This window comes from Vibrio sp. R10-SF1-ISO8, assembly GCF_059833805.1.
On sequence record NZ_JCBDHL010000006.1, the window covers coordinates 269,951 to 290,515 of the forward strand.

15 protein-coding genes, 1 rRNA gene and 1 other annotated feature are annotated in these 20,565 nt (G+C 45.0%); of the genes, 6 read left to right on the forward strand and 10 right to left on the reverse strand.

All coding sequences use genetic code 11. The annotated features are described in order from the left end of the window. Positions 1 to 17: 17 nt before the first annotated feature. From AC6R00_RS03110 to ettA, 3 genes are all read right to left on the reverse strand, one after another. Positions 18 to 1,010, reverse strand: coding sequence for a M23 family metallopeptidase (locus AC6R00_RS03110; protein ID WP_500639295.1), 993 nt, complete (start codon positions 1,008 to 1,010; stop codon positions 18 to 20). Between the two features lie 12 nt (positions 1,011 to 1,022). After that, entirely contained in the window at positions 1,023 to 1,394 is a 372-nt protein-coding gene (locus AC6R00_RS03115; RefSeq protein WP_494505577.1) for a PilZ domain-containing protein, read from the reverse strand. 166 nt (positions 1,395 to 1,560) lie between these two features. Then, positions 1,561 to 3,228 (reverse strand): energy-dependent translational throttle protein EttA, encoded by a 1,668-nt coding sequence (gene ettA / locus AC6R00_RS03120; RefSeq protein WP_239850603.1) that lies wholly within the window; start codon positions 3,226 to 3,228, stop codon positions 1,561 to 1,563. Between the two features lie 258 nt (positions 3,229 to 3,486). On the opposite strand from ettA, the gene sltY reads away from it, so the two are divergent. Further along, positions 3,487 to 5,442 (forward strand): murein transglycosylase, encoded by a 1,956-nt coding sequence (sltY, locus tag AC6R00_RS03125; RefSeq protein WP_500639296.1) that lies wholly within the window; start codon positions 3,487 to 3,489, stop codon positions 5,440 to 5,442. 13 nt (positions 5,443 to 5,455) lie between these two features. After that, the gene (gene trpR, locus AC6R00_RS03130) at positions 5,456 to 5,752 is read left to right on the forward strand and encodes a trp operon repressor (RefSeq protein WP_004749076.1); all 297 of its coding nucleotides are present in this window, start codon (positions 5,456 to 5,458) and stop codon (positions 5,750 to 5,752) included. Positions 5,753 to 5,787: 35 nt separating this feature from the next. Here the strand turns inward: trpR and yjjX are convergent, their stop codons facing one another. The 7 genes from yjjX to AC6R00_RS03165 all read right to left on the reverse strand — a co-directional run bounded on the left by yjjX (position 5,788) and on the right by AC6R00_RS03165 (position 14,187). Next, the gene (gene yjjX, locus AC6R00_RS03135) at positions 5,788 to 6,321 is read right to left on the reverse strand and encodes an inosine/xanthosine triphosphatase (RefSeq protein ID WP_500639297.1); all 534 of its coding nucleotides are present in this window, start codon (positions 6,319 to 6,321) and stop codon (positions 5,788 to 5,790) included. Further along, positions 6,287 to 8,632, reverse strand: coding sequence for a putative bifunctional diguanylate cyclase/phosphodiesterase (locus tag AC6R00_RS03140; RefSeq protein ID WP_500639298.1), 2,346 nt, complete (start codon positions 8,630 to 8,632; stop codon positions 6,287 to 6,289). The genes yjjX and AC6R00_RS03140 overlap by 35 nt, the downstream gene beginning before the upstream one ends. Then, positions 8,616 to 9,656, reverse strand: coding sequence for a polyamine ABC transporter substrate-binding protein (locus AC6R00_RS03145; protein ID WP_500639299.1), 1,041 nt, complete (start codon positions 9,654 to 9,656; stop codon positions 8,616 to 8,618). The genes AC6R00_RS03140 and AC6R00_RS03145 overlap by 17 nt, the downstream gene beginning before the upstream one ends. Before the next feature lie 168 nt (positions 9,657 to 9,824). Next, entirely contained in the window at positions 9,825 to 11,003 is a 1,179-nt protein-coding gene (pheA, locus tag AC6R00_RS03150; RefSeq protein WP_500639300.1) for a prephenate dehydratase, read from the reverse strand. 13 nt (positions 11,004 to 11,016) lie between these two features. Continuing rightward, positions 11,017 to 11,137 (reverse strand) — a sequence feature (Phe leader region). A gap of 113 nt (positions 11,138 to 11,250) precedes the next feature. Then, positions 11,251 to 11,577 (reverse strand): ribosome hibernation-promoting factor, HPF/YfiA family, encoded by a 327-nt coding sequence (gene hpf / locus AC6R00_RS03155; RefSeq protein ID WP_069667500.1) that lies wholly within the window; start codon positions 11,575 to 11,577, stop codon positions 11,251 to 11,253. A gap of 344 nt (positions 11,578 to 11,921) precedes the next feature. Beyond that, entirely contained in the window at positions 11,922 to 13,346 is a 1,425-nt protein-coding gene (locus tag AC6R00_RS03160) for an MltF family protein (RefSeq protein WP_500639301.1), read from the reverse strand. A gap of 115 nt (positions 13,347 to 13,461) precedes the next feature. Further along, entirely contained in the window at positions 13,462 to 14,187 is a 726-nt protein-coding gene (locus tag AC6R00_RS03165; protein ID WP_004742793.1) for an outer membrane protein assembly factor BamD, read from the reverse strand. 135 nt (positions 14,188 to 14,322) lie between these two features. Here AC6R00_RS03165 and rluD point away from each other — a divergent pair, with 135 nt between their 5' ends. From rluD to AC6R00_RS03185, 4 genes are all read left to right on the forward strand, one after another. Continuing rightward, complete coding sequence (gene rluD, locus AC6R00_RS03170) at positions 14,323 to 15,303, forward strand: 23S rRNA pseudouridine(1911/1915/1917) synthase RluD (protein ID WP_500639302.1); 981 nt, start codon at positions 14,323 to 14,325, stop codon at positions 15,301 to 15,303. Between the two features lie 4 nt (positions 15,304 to 15,307). Beyond that, positions 15,308 to 16,036, forward strand: a complete 729-nt coding sequence (gene pgeF, locus AC6R00_RS03175) for a peptidoglycan editing factor PgeF (protein WP_500639303.1) — start codon at positions 15,308 to 15,310, stop codon at positions 16,034 to 16,036. Positions 16,037 to 16,148: 112 nt separating this feature from the next. Then, positions 16,149 to 18,722, forward strand: a complete 2,574-nt coding sequence (gene clpB / locus AC6R00_RS03180; RefSeq protein ID WP_500639304.1) for an ATP-dependent chaperone ClpB — start codon at positions 16,149 to 16,151, stop codon at positions 18,720 to 18,722. 533 nt (positions 18,723 to 19,255) lie between these two features. Next, positions 19,256 to 20,565, forward strand: a 16S ribosomal RNA gene (locus AC6R00_RS03185); the annotation flags it as partial.

The following is a 20,565-nucleotide window of genomic DNA, read 5'->3' on the forward strand; positions in this document are numbered from 1 at the left end:
TTGTTTTCTCAGGAAGACTATTGCACTGTAAGATTATCAACCTGTGGCTCTTGGTCGTTTTTTACCGTGCTGACAGAGCTGTCTTGATAAGGGTTGTTGGTCAAGTTAACTTGCAGTCTGACTGTATCATCAATCAGCTTAACCAGTGGCGCCCATTTTACCTTTTTCTCTTTCTCGAACAGATAGTTAAAGTTCTCTGGCGTCCAGTCCATGGTGTATTGAGGATTCAGAGCACGCCCGAGGAAGCGCACTTCATAATGCAAATGAGGGCCAGTGGAGTTACCTGAGTTACCACAAGTGGCAATCAGATCACCTTTACTGACAAACTGTCCGCTACGCACTTTAAACTGATGCAAGTGGGCGTAGGAGCTCATAAAACCAAACGAGTGGCGAACGGTTAAGAAGTTGCCAAAGCCTTTTTTGCTTGGACGGATGGTTTCAATCACGCCATCAGCCGGTGCATAAATCTCTTCACCACGCTTACAGGTAAGATCGATCCCGGTATGGGTATGTCTTTTGCCTGTGATTGGGTTAGTACGACGACCAAAGGAAGACGAAATACGCTCGTAGTTCATTGGTGTGTCGTTTGGAATTAAGCGAAACATGGTGGCACGTACAGCAGAGTCGACCGCTGCCGCATCAATGCGGTTTTCTAGGCTGACATCATCCGTTAATGATTCATCTGCAAGACCAAGAACGGATTCCACATCGTAGACGCGTTTGCCCAAGACGTGTATTTGATTGCGCTTATCTTCAAGCTCTTGGGAAAGAGAGTGAGTGGTATCAACCTGTTCTTCATAAAGCACTTCAAGCTCGCTGAGCTTATCGACGAGCGCATGGTACTTTTGTTGAGTGGTTTGTTCTTGATGCCACTGGTAGTAGCCATAACCGACACCTGAAAAAAGGGTGCCAGCGATGACCGCTATAGAAGTAAACAGAGTCTTTCTTGAAACATCAAAAGTTTGTACCCCCGATGAATCGGGGATAGAAATGGTAATTTTCTTCGACATAAACTAGTTAGTTTAGGTGTATTCACCTAAATCAGAGAGGTGTTCGATATCCCTATGTAACAGGTCATCATCACCTACATTTAATTCAACTAATCGCTTCAAATGTCCGATACTCTCAATATCAATATGATCAATGCTGACACGAATCACATTGTTATTAAGCCCAACGATATTTCCTACAAGTTGGATCGTGACATCACTTCCTGCAAGCGAAAATTCAACATCTACTTGTTTATCTGTGTCGAGCTGGTCTGATTGTTCGCTAGTAAGGAGTAGGCCATGTAGCGACAAGTCACACACTAAGGCGTTAACCACAGTGGATTCTTGAGTCAGTGTAGCTTGAGTTTGATAAACAATGCGCGAAAAACGACGACGTTCGATCATAATCTTCTCTCTATATTTCAACTCGTAAGAGTAACAAAACTAAAGTGGCTACTATGCGCGGTTGTTCGCATTCTTCGCTTTAATCAATACCGAAAGTTATCCGTATTGTGAGCTATATAATAAAGGCCGCTAATATTAGCGGCCTTTGCACAAATTTCAAGCGTATTTACTTAGCAATACGTTTGTACTTGATGCGATGCGGTTCCGCTGCTTCAGGACCAAGGGTCTTCTTCAGCCACTCCATGTATTCAGTATAGTTACCTTCGTAGAAGTTAACCTGACCTTCATCGCGGTAGTCGATGATGTGCGTAGCGATACGGTCTAGGAACCAACGGTCGTGCGAGATAACCATGGCACAGCCAGGGAACTCAAGTAGTGCTTCTTCTAGTGCACGTAGCGTTTCAACATCAAGGTCGTTGGTTGGTTCGTCGAGTAGTAGTACGTTACCGCCAGCTTTGAGAAGCTTAGCAAGGTGTACACGGTTACGCTCACCACCAGAAAGCTCACCAATGATCTTCTGCTGATCTGAACCTTTGAAGTTAAAGCGTGAGCAGTAGGCACGAGCAGGAATTTCGAAGTTGTTGATCTTGATGATGTCAGCGCCTTCAGAAATCTCTTGGTAAACGGTTTTCGAATCATCCATAGAGTCACGGAACTGGTCGACAGATGCTAGTTTAACCGTGTCACCCATCTCAATTGTACCTGTGTCAGGTTGCTCAGTACCGCTTAGCATCTTAAACAGAGTTGATTTACCTGCACCGTTAGCACCGATGATACCCACGATTGCACCTTTAGGCATGCTAAATGATAGATCATCAATCAGAACGCGGCCGTCAAAAGACTTAGTTAGGTTATTTACTTCGATAACCTTATCACCTAGACGCTCACCGGGCGGGATGAAGAGTTCGTTGGTTTCGTTACGCTTCTGACGATCACCGCTTTGCAGTTCTTCAAAGCGAGCCATACGTGCTTTAGATTTAGACTGACGACCTTTAGGGTTTTGACGAACCCACTCAAGTTCTTTCTCAATCGTTTTCTGACGCGCTTTCTCTTGAGAGGCTTCTTGTTGAAGACGAGCATCTTTCTGCTCTAGCCAAGAAGTGTAGTTACCTTGCCATGGAATACCTTCACCACGGTCAAGTTCAAGAATCCAGCCAGCCGCATTATCTAGGAAGTAACGGTCGTGGGTGATTGCCACAACAGTACCTGTGTAGTCCACAAGGAAACGCTCTAGCCATGCAACCGATTCTGCGTCCAAGTGGTTGGTTGGTTCGTCGAGAAGCAGCATGTCTGGCTTTGAAAGAAGTAGACGACAGATTGCAACACGGCGACGCTCACCACCAGATAGGTGCTCAATTTTCTGATCCCATTCAGGAAGGCGAAGTGCATCAGCGGCACGCTCTAGAGCATTCTCTAAGTTGTGACCTTCTTTCGCTTGGATTAGCGCTTCAAGCTCACCTTGCTCTTTTGCTAGCGCATCGAAGTCAGCATCTGGTTCTGCGTAAGCTGCGTATACTTCGTCAAGACGCTTCATTGCACCTGCCACATCGGATACGGCTTCTTCAACGATTTCACGTACCGTTTTCGATTCGTCCAGTACCGGTTCCTGTGGTAGGTAACCCACATTAAGACCTGGTTGTGGACGCGCTTCACCATCAATATCGGTATCAATGCCAGCCATGATGCGTAGTAGGGTGGATTTACCTGCACCGTTTAGACCCAAAACACCGATTTTTGCGCCAGGGAAGAAGCTTAGAGAGATGTCTTTAAGAATTTGTCGCTTTGGTGGCACAATTTTGCTCACTCGCGACATGGTATATACGTATTCAGCCATTGCCGATCGTTCCTAAATAGTCAATTCACGTAAAAGGTTATTTTATACTAACCGAGCTCAGTTTGTTACCAGAGAAAGTGAGTCTCTTAAATAGAGATACTTTGCTGATTAATTACTAATCAACAGTTTGCCCAAAGCAAGCTGAATGTCACAGTTGTGTGAATTTATTATTATTTACATCTACGCCCTTTACAGCGCTGATTACAATAAGCATAAATAAGGAACACCAAAGATTTCTAATCTCAGGATGAGACTCTTATGACGCTGACTTTTCTCAAGTCGCTGCATCGTCTTCCTTCATCGATTTTATTTGTATCTTCGATGGTTTGCAGCGCAAGCTTTGCTACTTCAGCAGTGGCTTCTGATCTTCAACAACAGCGAGACTTATACGATCAAGCCCAGTCATTGCTTGATGACAAACAGGTTTCTCAGTACAAAAAACTGCGCCCCCAGATAGCGAATTATCCTCTCACGCCTTACGTCGACTATCGTAGTTTCTTAGTTGATATTGGCGATAAAACGCCTAGTGAAGTGGATCAGTTTATTGCCACTCATCAATCTTTCCCTTTTTCCAATCGAATGCGGGCTCCCTACATAGACGCTTTGGCAAGGAAAGGAAAATGGCGCACGCTGCTGGAGTTTCAAACTGAAGAGCCAAGAGGCGAAACATATCAATGTTACTTCTACAACGCTCATGCGCAGGCTGGGGATAAGCAAGTGGCTTTTGCCGGGGCTGAAAAACTCTGGCTATCAGGACATAGCATCGCAGATGCTTGTGACCCGCTTTTTGACGCTTGGAATAAGGCTGGCCTCAAAACCGATCAGTTAGTTCTTGAGCGTATGCTGCTAGCTTTTGAAGCTCGTAATGGTAGCTTGATGAACTATCTGAAAAAGCAGCTCAATTCGTCGAGTGCAAAACGACAAGCCGATGAAATGAAAGCGCTGTTTAGTAAGCCAGAATCGGTTCAGGCGTTTGCCAAGAAACATAAAGTCACTGAGTTTTACCAAACCCAAACCAAGCTCGCATTTAAGAAGTTGGCACGCAAAGATGTCGAAATGGCGCAGAAACAGTTCGATGGGGTGGTTAAGGGCCAGCACTTCGACAAAGCCACAGCGCAGCATCTTGCTGATTATGTTTCGTTTCGTTTGATTAATACAGATTCAGAGTCGTTGGCTAAGTGGCGAGACAGGAAAATTACGACCTCTTCAAGTGTGCCTCTGATTGAACGTCGTGTGCGTCTCGCGATTCAGTTTGCTGACTGGCAAGGCGTTGAAGGTTGGATCGAGCAGTTACCACAAGATAAACAGCAGAGTCTACGTTGGCAATACTGGCTTGCGCGCAGTGAAATGGCGCAAGGTGAGAAGCAGAATGGTCAGCAACGCTTAGAGGCTTTGGTTGGTCAGCGTAATTTTTATAGCGTTGCAGCGGCGAAAGAGCTTAAGCGTTCGATTGAATACCCTACGTCAGTGATTGCGCTCGACCAAGAGCAGATAAAGCCTTACCGCAGTGAACTGATTCGAATTGAAGAGTTGATTGATCGCGATAAGATTGCTGCAGCTAAAAGTGAGTGGCGCTGGTTACTGACGCGAGCCGACAAATCTCAAAAAGAGATGCTAGCGGCATTCGCTTCATTCAAAGGTTGGCACCATCTGACGGTGACTGCGAGCATCCAAGCAAAGATGTGGGATAACCTGGAGATTCGTTTCCCGGTTGCGCATCGTTGGTGGTTTAACTTCTATGGTGATAAGCACAGCATTGACCCAATAACTCTGATGTCTCTGGCAAGACAAGAGAGTGCGTTAGACATCGAAGCGAGGTCGCCGGTTGGTGCGCGCGGCATCATGCAAATTATGCCTTCCACCGCTAAGTATACTGCCAAGAAATACAAGATTGATTATCAGGGCTACAAAGACCTTTACCAAGTGGGTAAGAACATAGAGATAGGTAGCCACTACTTGGATGGCTTACTCAAACGCTACGATAACAATCGAATTTTCGCGTTAGCTGCGTATAATGCAGGGCCTCATCGAGTGAAAACTTGGCGTGAAAGAACGCAAGGAAAACTAGATGCTTATGCGTTTATTGAAGCGATTCCATTTAAAGAAACTCGTGGATATGTACAAAATATCCTGATGTTTGAAACCTACTACCGTGAGGTGTTAGGTGTTGATGGCGCTTTCTTAAACCCGCATGAGCTGAACGCGAAATATTAGCGAGCACCAGTAGATGTCTTTAGAACCTGAATATAAAGAGTGGCAACAGATACTAGATCTGATTGAACATAGCACAGAGTCACAGCAACATCAGATGTTGTTGACCATGTTATTGACACCAGATGAGCGTGAAGCTCTTGTTGCGCGCGTCAATATTTTTCGGGAGTTGCTCAAAGGAGAAATGTCGCAGCGGCAGATTAGCCAGATGCTCGGGGTGGGCATTGCAACGATTACCCGTGGTTCTAACGAGCTAAAATCAAAGAGTGAAGACGAAAAGCAGCAAATCGCCGCTTTACTCGAAAACAAATAAGGATGCCTCGGCATCCTTATTTTTTTAAAGACATATTACAAATTGGCAGGGAAATGCTCGGGGTTCGCAAATGGAATCAAGGCCAATATTAACGCTTGGTGATAGACCGAACTGCGGGTGAGCAAGTCGTGCGTGAGCAAGCTTATTGCGCCACCTTTCTGTTTGATATTCTCTGTACCGAAGACTTCATCCATGACATCACCAAGTTCATTGGCGTGTTGAAGCTTCTCAATAACAACCGGTGGCAACATTAAACTGGCTGAGCGGGACTCACCGCGCTGGGTTTGCGATTCAACCACCATCCAAGCAAAAGTAACAGATCCTTCGATGCCTGCCTCTAAGCCAACATAATAGTCAGCTTCCGCACATTCAGCTTTTGCATTGACTACACGGTTAAGTGCACCAGTATGTGTTTCTTGATTGGACATTGGCTGATCTGCGACGCCGCTATCAACACTTACGCCAGAAAAATTGAATGCTTGCTTAGGGAATGTAGCTTCAAATGCACTCTTTACCGCATTGATTTTGGCGGGATTAAGCGAAGCTACAATAACCGTCTTCACCAACATTGAGATTTCCTTTCGGGTCTATATGGACAAAACTTAACTGCGAAAGTGACAGTGGTGGCGATAGATGATAACCCTGCATGTAATCACACTTGTTATCCGCTAACCAGCGATGCATCTCTTCCGACTCGATCCCTTCCGCGGTCACCATCATAGATTGCGAGTGACAAAGGTCAACCAAAGGTTTTACCACCTGATGATTATTGGTTTTTATCAGAGTTTCTAAAAACTCGCGATCAAACTTAATCTTCTGTACCGGGTATTCGACCAACTGAGTGATCGAGGTATAACCTGAACCAAAATCATCAATGGTTAACTTAAAGCCCATCTGTGCTAACTCATGAAGGAGTAGGTAGCTTTGTGAATCTGAAGCAAAAGTTTCCGTGATCTCGAAATCGATTAAGTGCGGTTGAACGGGATATAGCTCCATCAAACTCTGAATATCAGCCGCTAGTTGTAAAGAATCCAGTTCTGCCGATGACAAGTTAATTGACAGTTGAATAGGACTATCAAAGCAACTCTGTAGCTGCTGGAAGTCGATAAAAGCTTGCTTAATGACCCAGCGGTCAATGGTGCCAAATAGGCCAATTTGCTCTGAAATAGGGATAAACTCGCTTGGAGTGACTTTGCCTAATTTTGGTGAGTCCCAACGCAACAAAGCCTCGACGCCCTTGATGACCTTGCCGTCGCGGTCGTAATAAGGTTGATAGAGCAGTGTGAACTCATTCTCTAGATCGCCTTTACGTAATGCGCGCTCTACTTGAGTTCGTCGACGTACAATTTCATCGAGCTCTTTTGAGTAATGAGCAATTTGGTTTTTACCCGCACGCTTAGCTTGATACATGGCAGTATCTGCATGAGAGAGCAACTTAGCTAAATCCATTCCATCATCAGGATAAGAGGCAATACCTATACTGGCGGTAATTGGGAAACTCCCAATGGATGCGTTGGTATGATTTTGAATAGGATCTAGCACCGCCTGGGCTAATGTGTCAGCAAAGGTGCCTGCTTTGTTGGCGGCAATAAAAATTGCGAACTCATCACCAGACAATCGTGATGCCAGTGACTTAACGCCATATTTTGTTTCGCTTTCTACACTGAGTTTCTTGATGTGTTCAGCGAAGTTGACCAGTAAGGAGTCACCGACATGATGACCATACTTATCATTGACATACTTAAAGTTGTCTAGGTCGATGTAAAGAATCCAAGCGTGGCTGTAGTTAAATTTGTTGGCCAAGATTCGTTCCACATAGACTTGAAACTGATATCGGTTTGCCAGTTGTGTGAGATGATCATTTTCTGCCATCGCTTTGGTTTTTTGATAGCTGGAGTTGAGCTCTTTGTACATATCGTAGAAACGTGCAGACAAGCGTCCTATTTCATTGTCACTCTCTAAGCGTTCAATATTCGATCGCTTACGTTGCTCGACTTCTCTTAACTGACGATCAAGGTGGGTTATGGGTTGGATGACATGGCGATAAAGCAATACCAAAAGAATTAATACCGTAATCAATGACGAAACGCCAAACGAGAGCATCAAGCGCTGTTCAATCTTGGCAAGTTTCTCCGTAGTAAGATATTGCGCAGGGTCTAACACGGCATAAAGGCCCGACTTTAGTTCGACCGATTGGGTAAGCCCTGATTTGATGATCGGCTCTTCAGAGAAAAAGATGCTGCTGTCGTTGTCAAACTCAAGGATATGCTTGAGTTGATCGAACTTCTCTAGTGACAGCGATACAACGATGAAGAACACTTGATCCTTGTTGTAGCTAAGTGGCGATACGAGCGTGTTGTTGTCCAACACGTCATAGCGGATCAAGATACTTTGCCCTTGATAGCTTTTCGCAAACCCCGTATGGCTTGTTTGTCCGGTTGTTTCATAGGTTTGTTGCACGTATTGACGTACATTCTCATCTAACGCGGAAAAAGGGTCGTTTTGGTTATCGGCGTAAAAGCGAACTCTGTGTTGGCTATCGACAATTGCAACGGCGATATCATCCTGTTTATTCGGTTGCAGGTTTTCGATGGTGGTTTGCAGGTTTTCAATCAGTTTCATCTCTCGATAAGGATTCTCTGGTTGCCCAAAATAGTGATGAATAATGTCACTTTTGGTTAAGGTCAGAGAGTAGCTGTTGATAAACGCCATAGATTGACGAAAGTGACCTGCTAGCTTTTCCATTGAGAGTTGAAGATAACTTTGCTCGCGCTTTATTAATGCGTCTTTTTGATTGAAGTAGATGCTATAGCTAGAGACAGCAGCACTCAACAAAATGACAGGCGCAACGAGTAATAAAACTCTAGTGTTTAGCTTCATGACGTTTAAGTATTTGGTTAATTATTTTTGCCCGTAGGCTTATATTTTCTGCAGAGAGCTCGCTATCTATACGTGCGTTTTTTAGTCTTTCTGCTGGTGGAAATAATGATGCATCATTTAAGTACCATTCGGGCAGTAGTTTCGTAGCACTTAAATTCGGAGTAGCGGCTTTGATATCCATTGCATTTGTTGCAGCCACTTTGGGAGACATGAGGTATTCAAGAAAGGCGATAGCCTGTTGTTTTTGTTCTGAATGACTGGTTACTGCTAAACAATCTACCCAAAGGAATAGTTCTCCGTCAGGAATGACATAATCCCATTTATCTTGCTTAAAAGAGCGGTTTAAAGAGTACTGGTCACCGCTATAGGCGAGAGTCATTAGCATTTGATTGATATTTTCTTGGCTACGAACGTAGCTCAAAATGTACTCGTACGTGAGAACTTTTTCGCTAAATGTCATCATGGCAGGGTATGCCGCTTGTAGCTGCTGAGTGTCTTCCGTCGTAGGCGAAATTCCTAAGCTGTACAAGACAGGCAAAAAACTTTCTACACTGTCATTAATCATTCCAATCTTGCCGAACAGCTCTGCGGGTGGATTAACAAATTCTTGCCATGTTGTGGGCGGCTGTACGATTTTATCTTTGCGGTAAGCGACACCGACTGTTCCCCAAAAATAAGGGACCGCATAAGGACCGCACGCCTGGTTCCATTTAGGGTCGTTATTGGAGCGGTTCTTTAGGTTTGATAAGTCTTCAAACGATCCTAGGCGACCGTATATTTGCGCTGAAACATTATCTAAAACAACGACATCAAAAGGCAGCTGGACGCTTCTCATCATCAGTAAGCTGCGCTCATCATCATTATCAAAGTGAGACAAGGTGAGCGGTACACCAGACTTTTGCTCCCAGTCTGAATGGATATTTGGTGAGAGTGTGTCTTCCCACATGTAGACATTCAGAGCGGGTTCTTTTGCAAAAACAGAGGAGTTTAAAAGGGCGAGTAAAGATAAGAACGAAGCTCTCATACTGACTAGGTGGTACCTTATTAGATAAATCAGAAATGTACTGCTTATCAGAGTCAGTTGGTAAGGGCTGACACAACACTAATATGCAACTAAATATCTGTGATATTAAGAATATTAATAAATTGTGTCAGCTACTAAGTGGTATTTATTTGAGCTATGTAGATATATTTATTGTAGTTTTACTTGTGTAGGTTTCACATTTTCGCTTGGGTAACATCCAAGAACTTTCAGATGTTTTGTGATCTTAGTTAGCTCGTTAAGTGCTTGTTGCATAGCTTGAGAGTCTAGGTGAGCTTCAAGATCGACATAAAACATCTCTTCCCACGGGTTACCCATAATAGGACGCGACTCCAGTTTGGTCATGTTGATGCCGTAGCGCTGCAGAACCAATAGTGTTTCGACCAGTGAGCCTGCCTCTTGTGACGTCGACATGATCAAGGTTGTTTTTGCTGGAATTTGAGCTGATACCTCGACAGGCTTACGTGCGACGATAATAAAGCGCGTATGGTTTTCTGTTTGATTGGCGATGTTGCCTTGAATCGGCTGCAAGCCATACAGTTTTCCACTTGACGCATTACCGATCGCAGCGATATCTGAGCGATTCATCTCTTTAACTTTACGCATCGCATCTGCGGTACTCGCGCAAGACTCCAGCTTAACGCCGTCTAGCTTGCTTAAGAACTCACTGCATTGAGCGTGGGGTTGTGGGTGTGAGTAAAGTGTTTTTATCTCTTCTAAACGTAGCTCTGATGTGGCAACCAAGCAGTGCTCAATTGGCAAAGTTAGTTCACCGACGATATAAAGCGTGGTGTGTTGAAGAAGGTCATACACCTCATTGATTGAGCCTGAGCTGGTATTTTCAATCGGTAGCACACCATAGTCCGCATGGCCTGACTCTACAGTGTGTGTGACTTCTCTGAAGTGTTCGCAGTTCAGTTCAATTAGTTCAGTGTTCTTGCGGCTGAAGTACTCTCGGCTTGCAAGGTGCGAGTATGAGCCTTTTGAGCCGAGGAAAGCGACGCGAGCGAGTGGCTTGCGGCTCAACTCAGGATTCGCCAGATTTTGTAGGTATGACTGTTGAAGGAGGACTGAGTCTTCAATAATGGTATGGAAAAGCTTGGTGATGTACTGGGCATCAAGCTGGTATTTTTGGTGACCATTATTGATTAGCTTAACCAAAAGTTGCTGTTCTCGATCGGCATCGCGGACAGGTTTTGAGGTTTGTACTTTGCTTTTTGCTACTTCAATACTCATTTGGCGACGCTCAGACAGGAGCTGGAGTAGTTGGTCATCCAGTTCGTTTAAACGCAGTCGTATTTCATCAAGTGAGTATTTTTGGTCAGTCATCCTGGTATTCCTTATAAAAAAAGCCTCCCTTTGGGAGGCTTTCTGTTCGTTTTTGACTTATCTTTCGAAAACGCGAGAGCCTCCAAGCTTAGTGGAGAAAAAAGAAGTCAAAAAAGAACAGAGTGGTTTGGTGCATAATCATCAACTAAGTAGTGAACCCTTGAACACAATAAGCAACACGCTATAGGGCGTCAAGCAAAAAAATAGCGCCCATCGGCGCTATTTTTACAATCCTCTAAATTTAGCTTTATTCAACTTCTTCCTCAAGCTCTGGCTTCTCGGTACGGCGTGCTTCTGGCTTGTGGCGTAGTTTGTTTAGCTGACGTTCTAGTTTCTGTTCTACCTCGTTAACGGCAGCGTATAAATCTTCGTGAGTGGCGGACGCAATAAGTTGCCCTTTAGGTACGGTGATTACAGCTTCAAATTTCTTCTGTTTGTTCGGCTCCTCGCTGAAGCTTGCCTGACAACCGATAATGTCTACTTGCCACTTTTCTAACTTTTTAAATTTGCTCTCAATGTGATTGCGGATTGCAGAGGTGATGTCGATATTTTTACCAGTGATGTTTACTTTCATAGATGTTTTCCTCTGTGTCATCCCTCATGGGTTAACTCCAGATTACTTATCCAAGGGTAAAAAGATGTGATCCAAATCACTTTTTAGTGGGTGGTTTTAGGCGTTGAAATTAAACGTGATCTATCTCAAATACTAGGTTGATTATGAGTCGAAAAAGCTTGTATCACTGGAGAATCTCATTAGATTGGGAAGGGTAACACGCTAAAATTCAACTGTTTTTTAGGGACTTTCTGCGACCTAATAAAAACACTTGATTGCGAATTAACCGCCTGCAAAATGTGAATTAAATTCCATTTTCTTCCCAACTCTCATTTCTGTCTCTTTGCTGTTAGCTTGCTATCTTGTTAAGGCTCTTCTGCAACTCCGTTTAGTGCGGCCTGATTTTCTCTTATTAGTCTCAGTGAGTTGAGTTGCTTGTAGATGATGAAATAGCGGTTGATATTGGAGACATAATGGACGGGTTCTCGTCCAATGTTTCTTCGAGCCATGATTTCAACATTGCGAAACCACTTATTGGGGTCATAGCCATTCTTTTCAGCCAGTCTGCGCATCTTACGAATATTTGCGGGGCCTGCGTTATAAGCAGCCAGCGCGAAGTAGACTTGGTCTTCGGGTAAGATGTTTTGTTCGCTAAAATAGCGGTCTTTAACAAATCGCATGTATTTCACACCAGCATGGATATTGTTGTCGACTTGGTAAATATCTGGGATGTTGACGTTAGGGTCTTTCGCCGTACTCGGTAAAACTTGCATCACACCGACAGCCCCTTTGTGCGATACCTTACTTTGGTCTAGCCCTGACTCTTGAAAGCCTTGAGCAGAAATCATCAGAGAATCGAAGTTATATTGATCCGAATAGAGCTCGAAGATCGGAGTCAGGGATTCTAGTTTATTAATGTGGTTCGGATTTAAGATTCGTTTAAGCCATTGAGTATTAACCAGATACTTACCATAAATAACATTACCGAGCAGGGTGCCTGAGCGATAATCCTTGAGATATTTATTCACAAAGGCTTCGAGTTTAGGGCTGTTTTTGCGCATAGCCCAACCTATTTGCCCTTCTTCACGCAGAGGAACATTTGAATGAACTTGGATGTTCTCCATCACTTTTAGCCACAATTCGGCCTTGTGGCTATCAAGTATGGTTGCGGGAATGTGTCCCTGATTGATCATTTCAACCAGCTCGTAATCTTGCAATGTTTCTTCAACGAATCGAATAGTGATGGGCTGTAAAGATTGGCTATCGAGTTGTTGGTTAAGCTTTTGCAGGCTTTCGAAATAACTGGAACTTGCGCGAACCCAAATTTCTTGTCCACTAAGTTGCTCTAATGACACGATTGGCTCAATGGCGTTATGGGTTACCAGTAGCTCCTGAACACCTTTTAGAACTGGTGCACTAAAATCGATGTTTTCTAGCCTAGATTGGGTAATGGTTAAGTTGGCGACCACTAAGTCTCCATAGCCCTGTTCAAGGGAAGGGATTAACTCATCGCGGTGTACGGGAATAACTTGCAAGTTAAAGTAAGAAGATCGCTGACGTAATTCTTTTTCGAAGTGATAGAGAAGTTCTGCAAGTATTCCTTTGGGTTTGCCCCCCTCAACATAGTAAAACCCCAAATCAGCAGCGACGAGAACTCTGATAACCCCTTTTTTTTCAAGCGCAGGAAGGTCGCCAAAATAAGGCTGTTTCTTTAACGGCGACAAAGAAAGAGCTTGTGCGTACTGGATTGACAGGGATATTAGTAGTATTGAAACAACTGCTCGCAGCATGACGGACCTCTAAACAACATTGATTAAAATGTAGTTGTAAAGTGGTACGGGCGCAAAAATTAGGTGTAAAAAAAGCGCCAGACTATTAAGGCGCTTCTTCTATTAAATTAGCAAGTTACTGAGGGTTTAGCTCAATGAGTTCCTCAGTTCGCTTAACAGCATCTTCTAAGCCTAGCTGCTGATAGGCTTCAAGCTGAATCTCTAAAGATTTACGTGCTGCTTCTGTATCAGGATAAGTTTTTTGTAGCTCTTGAGTACGATTAATCGCGGCAATCCATGCTTCACGGCGTAGGTAAAAGTCAGCTGTGGCCAAGTCGTAATTCGCTAGTCGGTTTTTAAGTGCATACATACGTTTTTGTGCATCTTCCGCATAAGGGCTAGCAGGGTAACGTTCTAGCAGCTTCTTAAAGTCAGCAAATGCTTTTTTCACTGGCTCTGGGTCGCGATCGCTACGATCCATGTTAAACACGTCATGCATAAAGTTACGATCTTGCGCCATATGAGTAAGGCCGCGCATATAAAGTACCCAATCTAGCTTTTCATGAGTTGGATTAAGGCGCATAAAGCGTTCTATTGTTGCCAAGCCCAGCGCTAAATCGTCGTTTTTATAGTAGGCGTAGATAAGGTCAAGTTGCACCTGCTCTGAGTAAGCACCAAATGGGTAGCGAGAATCTAGCGCTTCCAGTTTGCTAATTGCAGTCAGCCAGTTACCACTTTGAAGCGAAACCTGTGCTTCTGAGTAAAGCTCAGATGGTGGCACATCTGGCACAACTTCTTCGCTGCTAGAGCAGCCTACCAGTACGGATAATGCCAACAAACCAGATAAAGTATGCTTTTTCATGTCAGGATTCGATTCCTTGAGATAAATATTTCTGTTGCTTCCGTTACTTTCTTCGGCGTAACGGATACAATGTCCAAATAGTATATTTTTCCACAGTAGTGACAATTAGTCTCACAGTTTTTAAAAAAGTTCGATATGGCTCAGCAGATTGAATTAACAAATACAGTAAAAGATAGCCAATTAGGTCAGCGTTTAGACCAAGCTATCGCCGAATTATTCGCCGACTTCTCACGTTCTCGCCTCAAAGAATGGCTTCTGAATGGTAAAGTTCAAGTGAACGGAGAGGTAATCACCAAGCCACGTACCAAAGTGATGGGCGGCGAAGAGATTACTCTGCAAGCGGAACTTGAAGATGAAGAGCGTTGGGAAGCGCAAGATATTCCATTAGATATCGTTTATGAAGATGACGACATCATGGTGATCAATAAGCCACGTGGCTTTGTGGTTCACCCGGGTGCCGGCACGCCAGATGGTACAGTGCTTAACGCATTGCTCCATCATTACCCTGATATTGCGGAAGTACCGCGTGCGGGTATCGTGCACCGTCTTGATAAAGACACCACAGGTTTAATGGTGGTTGCTAAGACGGTTCCTGCTCAAACACGTTTGGTTCGTGCTCTTCAGAAAAAGCGTAACTTCGTTCGTGAATATGAAGCGATTGCTATCGGTCGTATGACCGCGGGAGGTCGTGTCGAACAACCAATTGGTCGACATTCGACGAAGCGTACCCTGATGGCCGTAAGCCCAATGGGTAAACCGGCGATCACGCATTATCGAGTAGCGGAACATTTCCGCGAGCATACTCGTATTCGTCTTCGCCTAGAAACCGGACGTACTCACCAGATCCGTGTTCACATGTCTTACCTGCAGCATCCGCTTCTAGGTGACACTGCATACGGTGGCCGTGCTCGTATACCAAGTGATGCTTCACAAGAGTTGGCGGAACACATCCGCTCTTTTGATCGCCAAGCTTTGCATGCGGTTATGCTTAAGTTCGAACATCCAATCACGGGTGAAGAGGTTGAGTTCCACGCACCAGTGCCAGATGACATGGTAGAAATGGCAGAAGCACTTCGCCAAGATACCCGTGAGCATGGCTTAGAAGACGAGTACTAAACCTATGGATCTGATCGTTCCTAACTGGCCAGCTGCAAAACAAATTAAAGCCTTTGCTTCGACGCGATGTGACGGCTTTTCGACTGGCGTGTATCAAGGTTTAAACTTAGGTACTCATGTTGGGGACGAACTGGCAAAGGTTGAACAGAATCGTCAATGCCTCACCGAACAGGCAAACATGCCAAGTGTACCTGTTTGGCTCAATCAAACTCATTCGACAGTCGTTGAAGAGGTGAATGCTCCAACTAGTCAGGTTCTAAACGCTGATGGAGTTTTCACTTCCACTACTAATGTTGTTTGCTCGGCAATGACGGCAGATTGTTTGCCTGTGCTGCTAACCAATGTTCAGGGAACGCAAGTTGCCGCGGTCCATGCTGGATGGCGCGGGCTTGCCAGCGGCATTGTTGAAAATGCGGTTGAAAAGTTTGATGGTGAAGTCATGGCTTGGATTGGACCTGCTATCGGTGCTCAAGTATTCGAGGTAGGTAAAGACGTTGTTGACGCCTTCGTTTCTATCGAAGCAAATGCGATGGCGGCATTTACTCCACGCAAGCAAGAAGGGAAGTGGCTAGCTGATATGAATCAACTGGTTACGCAAAGATTGCAACGAGCAGGAGTGAATCAAGTTTATTACAGCGAACTGTGTACTTTTGAAGATGCAGAGCGCTTTTACTCCTATCGCCGCGATGGAGTAACTGGGCGCCAAGCGACATTTATCTGGATCGAAAATTAATCGTCTGTTTTCATAGCGGAAACAGACTCTCTCCCCTTGAAATTCCCGCCTAGCGTATCCATCTTTCATACTGATTAGTTAATTTTTTCTCAGTTGAGGTAGGAAGGTAGGTATGCGTCTTGACAGATTTACTAGCAAATTCCAAATCGCTATATCTGACGCTCAATCATTGGCTTTAGGCCGAGATCATCAATACATCGAACCTGTGCACCTAATGGTGGCACTGATGGATCAAAATGGCAGCCCAATTCGCCCACTTTTGACCATGCTTAATGTTGATGTTACCCATTTACGCTCTAAGTTAAGCGAAATTCTCGATCGACTTCCTAAAGTGAGTGGAATCGGTGGGGATGTGCAACTATCGAGTGCGATGGGCACCATGTTTAACCTGTGCGATAAAGTTGCACAGAAACGTCAAGATGCTTATATCTCATCTGAAGTATTCCTGCTTGCTGCATTAGAAGATAAAGGGGCTTTAGGCGCTCTACTTAAAGAGCTGGGTCTAACAGAAGCGAATGTTGCTGAGGCAATAGATAAAGTTCGTGGCGGACAAAAAATCAATGACCCAAATGCCGAAGAGTTACGCCAAGCTTTAGAGAAGTTCACCATCGACCTCACTGAGCGTGCTGAACAAGGCAAGCTTGACCCCGTTATTGGCCGTGATGACGAGATTCGTCGTACTATCCAAGTGTTGCAGCGCCGAACCAAAAACAACCCTGTAATCATTGGTGAACCCGGTGTTGGTAAAACAGCAATTGTTGAAGGTCTTGCTCAGCGAATCATTAATAACGAAGTGCCTGAAGGTCTTCGTGGCCGCCGGGTACTCTCTTTAGATATGGGCGCGCTTGTGGCTGGGGCTAAGTATCGCGGCGAGTTTGAAGAACGTCTTAAGTCGGTATTGAATGAGCTGTCTAAAGAAGAGGGGAACGTCATTCTCTTTATCGACGAAATTCATACCATGGTCGGAGCGGGTAAAGGCGAAGGCTCTATGGATGCAGGCAATATGCTTAAACCTGCACTTGCCCGTGGTGAGCTTCACTGTGTTGGCGCGACGACACTGGACGAGTATCGACAATATATAGAGAAAGATCCTGCGCTTGAGCGCCGTTTCCAAAAAGTGATCGTTGATGAGCCGAGCGTTGAAGATACTGTAGCGATTTTACGTGGTTTGAAGGAACGTTATGAGCTTCACCACCATGTAGAGATAACTGACCCTGCGATTGTAGCGGCTGCAAGTCTATCTCACCGTTACGTCTCTGATCGTCAGCTTCCGGATAAAGCAATTGACCTTATTGATGAGGCGGCTTCGAGCATCCGTATGCAAATCGACTCTAAACCAGAATCTCTCGATAAATTAGAACGCAAGATCATTCAGCTTAAGATTGAGCAGCAAGCCCTAACCAATGAGCATGATGATGCAAGTGAAAAGCGTCTAACCATCTTAAATGATGAATTGGCCGATAAAGAGCGCGCGTTTGCCGAACTTGAAGAAGTCTGGAATGCAGAAAAAGCGGCCTTGTCTGGTACTCAACATATAAAATCTGAGTTGGAACAAGCTCGAATGGATATGGAGTTTGCCCGCCGAGCGGGTGACCTCAATAGAATGTCTGAGCTTCAATATGGCCGTATTCCGGAACTCGAAAAGCAGCTTGACCTTGCGACTCAAGCAGAAATGCAAGAGATGACTTTATTACGTAATAAAGTCACGGATAATGAAATCGCAGATGTCTTATCGAAGCAAACAGGTATTCCTGTGTCTAAGATGCTTGAAGCAGAGAAAGAAAAACTGCTGCGTATGGAAGATGTTCTGCACAAACGCGTTATTGGTCAAACTGAAGCCGTTGAAGTGGTGGCGAATGCGATTCGTCGCAGCCGAGCTGGCTTATCCGATCCAAATCAACCCATTGGTTCGTTCTTATTCTTAGGTCCAACCGGCGTTGGTAAAACGGAACTATGCAAAACGTTAGCAAGCTTTATGTTTGATAGCGAAGATGCAATGGTGCGTATCGACATGTCTGAGTTTATGGAGAAACATTCCGTTGCTCGTTTAGTTGGCGCTCCCCCAGGTTATGTTGGCTATGAAGAGGGCGGTTATCTTACTGAAGCCGTTCGTCGTAAACCATATTCAGTGATCTTGTTAGATGAGGTAGAGAAGGCGCACCCAGATGTTTTCAATATATTGCTCCAAGTGCTAGATGATGGTCGCCTCACCGATGGACAAGGTCGAACGGTCGATTTCCGTAATACCGTTGTTATCATGACCTCCAACTTGGGCTCAACTCGAATTCAAGAAAACTTTGGCTCTTTGGATTATCAGGGAATGAAAGAGCAGGTGATGGATGTGGTCGGTAAGCATTTCCGTCCTGAGTTCCTTAATCGTGTTGATGAAAGTGTTGTCTTCCATCCACTAGGTCAGGACCACATTAAGTCAATTGCCTCTATTCAATTGGAACGTCTATCTAAGAGAATGGAAGAGAAAGGTTATTCACTCGATGTTTCTGATAAAGCGCTAGATCTGATTGCCCAAGTGGGCTTTGATCCTGTGTATGGTGCAAGACCACTTAAAAGAGCTATTCAGCAGAGCGTGGAGAATCCATTAGCTAAAGCGATTCTGGCAGGGAAAGTCATTCCGGATAAACCGGTCAAACTGCTGGTGAACAACGATCAGATTATTGCGCATCAGTAAATCTACTGCTTGAACAAGAAAAAGAGCCCTATTTATGGGCTCTTTTGTTTTCTTTTTAGACTTATTGTTCGTTTGCTGAGCGAACGGATTAAAGTTGGTGATTTTTTTTGATTTTGCTCTTGTGCTTCAAAGCTAACTCTCTATAATGCGCCTCCGTTGTCACGGGATACCGAGCTGAAAAGCAATGACAACAGAGACGGTGAAAGTTAAGCATTAACTTTCGAAGAAATAACGAAAAAAGTGTTTGACACTAGAAGTTATATCGATAAAATGACCGTCCGTTTTGAGCAGAGCCCAAAACGAAGTTCTTTAAAAATATAGACCTATCAATCTGTGTGGGCACTCGTTGATGATAATCCAATTAGAAACTTCGGTTTCAAATTAGGTTTCAATGATACGAAGTGACCATTCGAATTGGGAAGCAGCCTTGAGCTGTTTTGTTTCACTTTTTCAAAAGTGAAAACCAATAAGAGCACAGTCAATTCAAACATTACTTATGTAATGTTCAGTATTCATTGAGCCGACAAAATCTTAAATTGAAGAGTTTGATCATGGCTCAGATTGAACGCTGGCGGCAGGCCTAACACATGCAAGTCGAGCGGAAACGAGTTAACTGAACCTTCGGGGAACGTTAACGGCGTCGAGCGGCGGACGGGTGAGTAATGCCTGGGAAATTGCCCTGATGTGGGGGATAACCATTGGAAACGATGGCTAATACCGCATAATAGCTTCGGCTCAAAGAGGGGGACCTTCGGGCCTCTCGCGTCAGGATATGCCCAGGTGGGATTAGCTAGTTGGTGAGGTAAGGGCTCACCAAGGCGACGATCCCTAGCTGGTCTGAGAGGATGATCAGCCACACTGGAACTGAGACACGGTCCAGACTCCTACGGGAGGCAGCAGTGGGGAATATTGCACAATGGGCGCAAGCCTGATGCAGCCATGCCGCGTGTATGAAGAAGGCCTTCGGGTTGTAAAGTACTTTCAGCAGTGAGGAAGGTTCATGCGTTAATAGCGTATGGATTTGACGTTAGCTGCAGAAGAAGCACCGGCTAACTCCGTGCCAGCAGCCGCGGTAATACGGAGGGTGCGAGCGTTAATCGGAATTACTGGGCGTAAAGCGCATGCAGGTGGTTTGTTAAGTCAGATGTGAAAGCCCGGGGCTCAACCTCGGAATTGCATTTGAAACTGGCAGACTAGAGTACTGTAGAGGGGGGTAGAATTTCAGGTGTAGCGGTGAAATGCGTAGAGATCTGAAGGAATACCGGTGGCGAAGGCGGCCCCCTGGACAGATACTGACACTCAGATGCGAAAGCGTGGGGAGCAAACAGGATTAGATACCCTGGTAGTCCACGCCGTAAACGATGTCTACTTGGAGGTTGTGGCCTTGAGCCGTGGCTTTCGGAGCTAACGCGTTAAGTAGACCGCCTGGGGAGTACGGTCGCAAGATTAAAACTCAAATGAATTGACGGGGGCCCGCACAAGCGGTGGAGCATGTGGTTTAATTCGATGCAACGCGAAGAACCTTACCTACTCTTGACATCCAGAGAACTTTCCAGAGATGGATTGGTGCCTTCGGGAACTCTGAGACAGGTGCTGCATGGCTGTCGTCAGCTCGTGTTGTGAAATGTTGGGTTAAGTCCCGCAACGAGCGCAACCCTTATCCTTGTTTGCCAGCGAGTAATGTCGGGAACTCCAGGGAGACTGCCGGTGATAAACCGGAGGAAGGTGGGGACGACGTCAAGTCATCATGGCCCTTACGAGTAGGGCTACACACGTGCTACAATGGCGCATACAGAGGGCAGCCAACTTGCGAAAGTGAGCGAATCCCAAAAAGTGCGTCGTA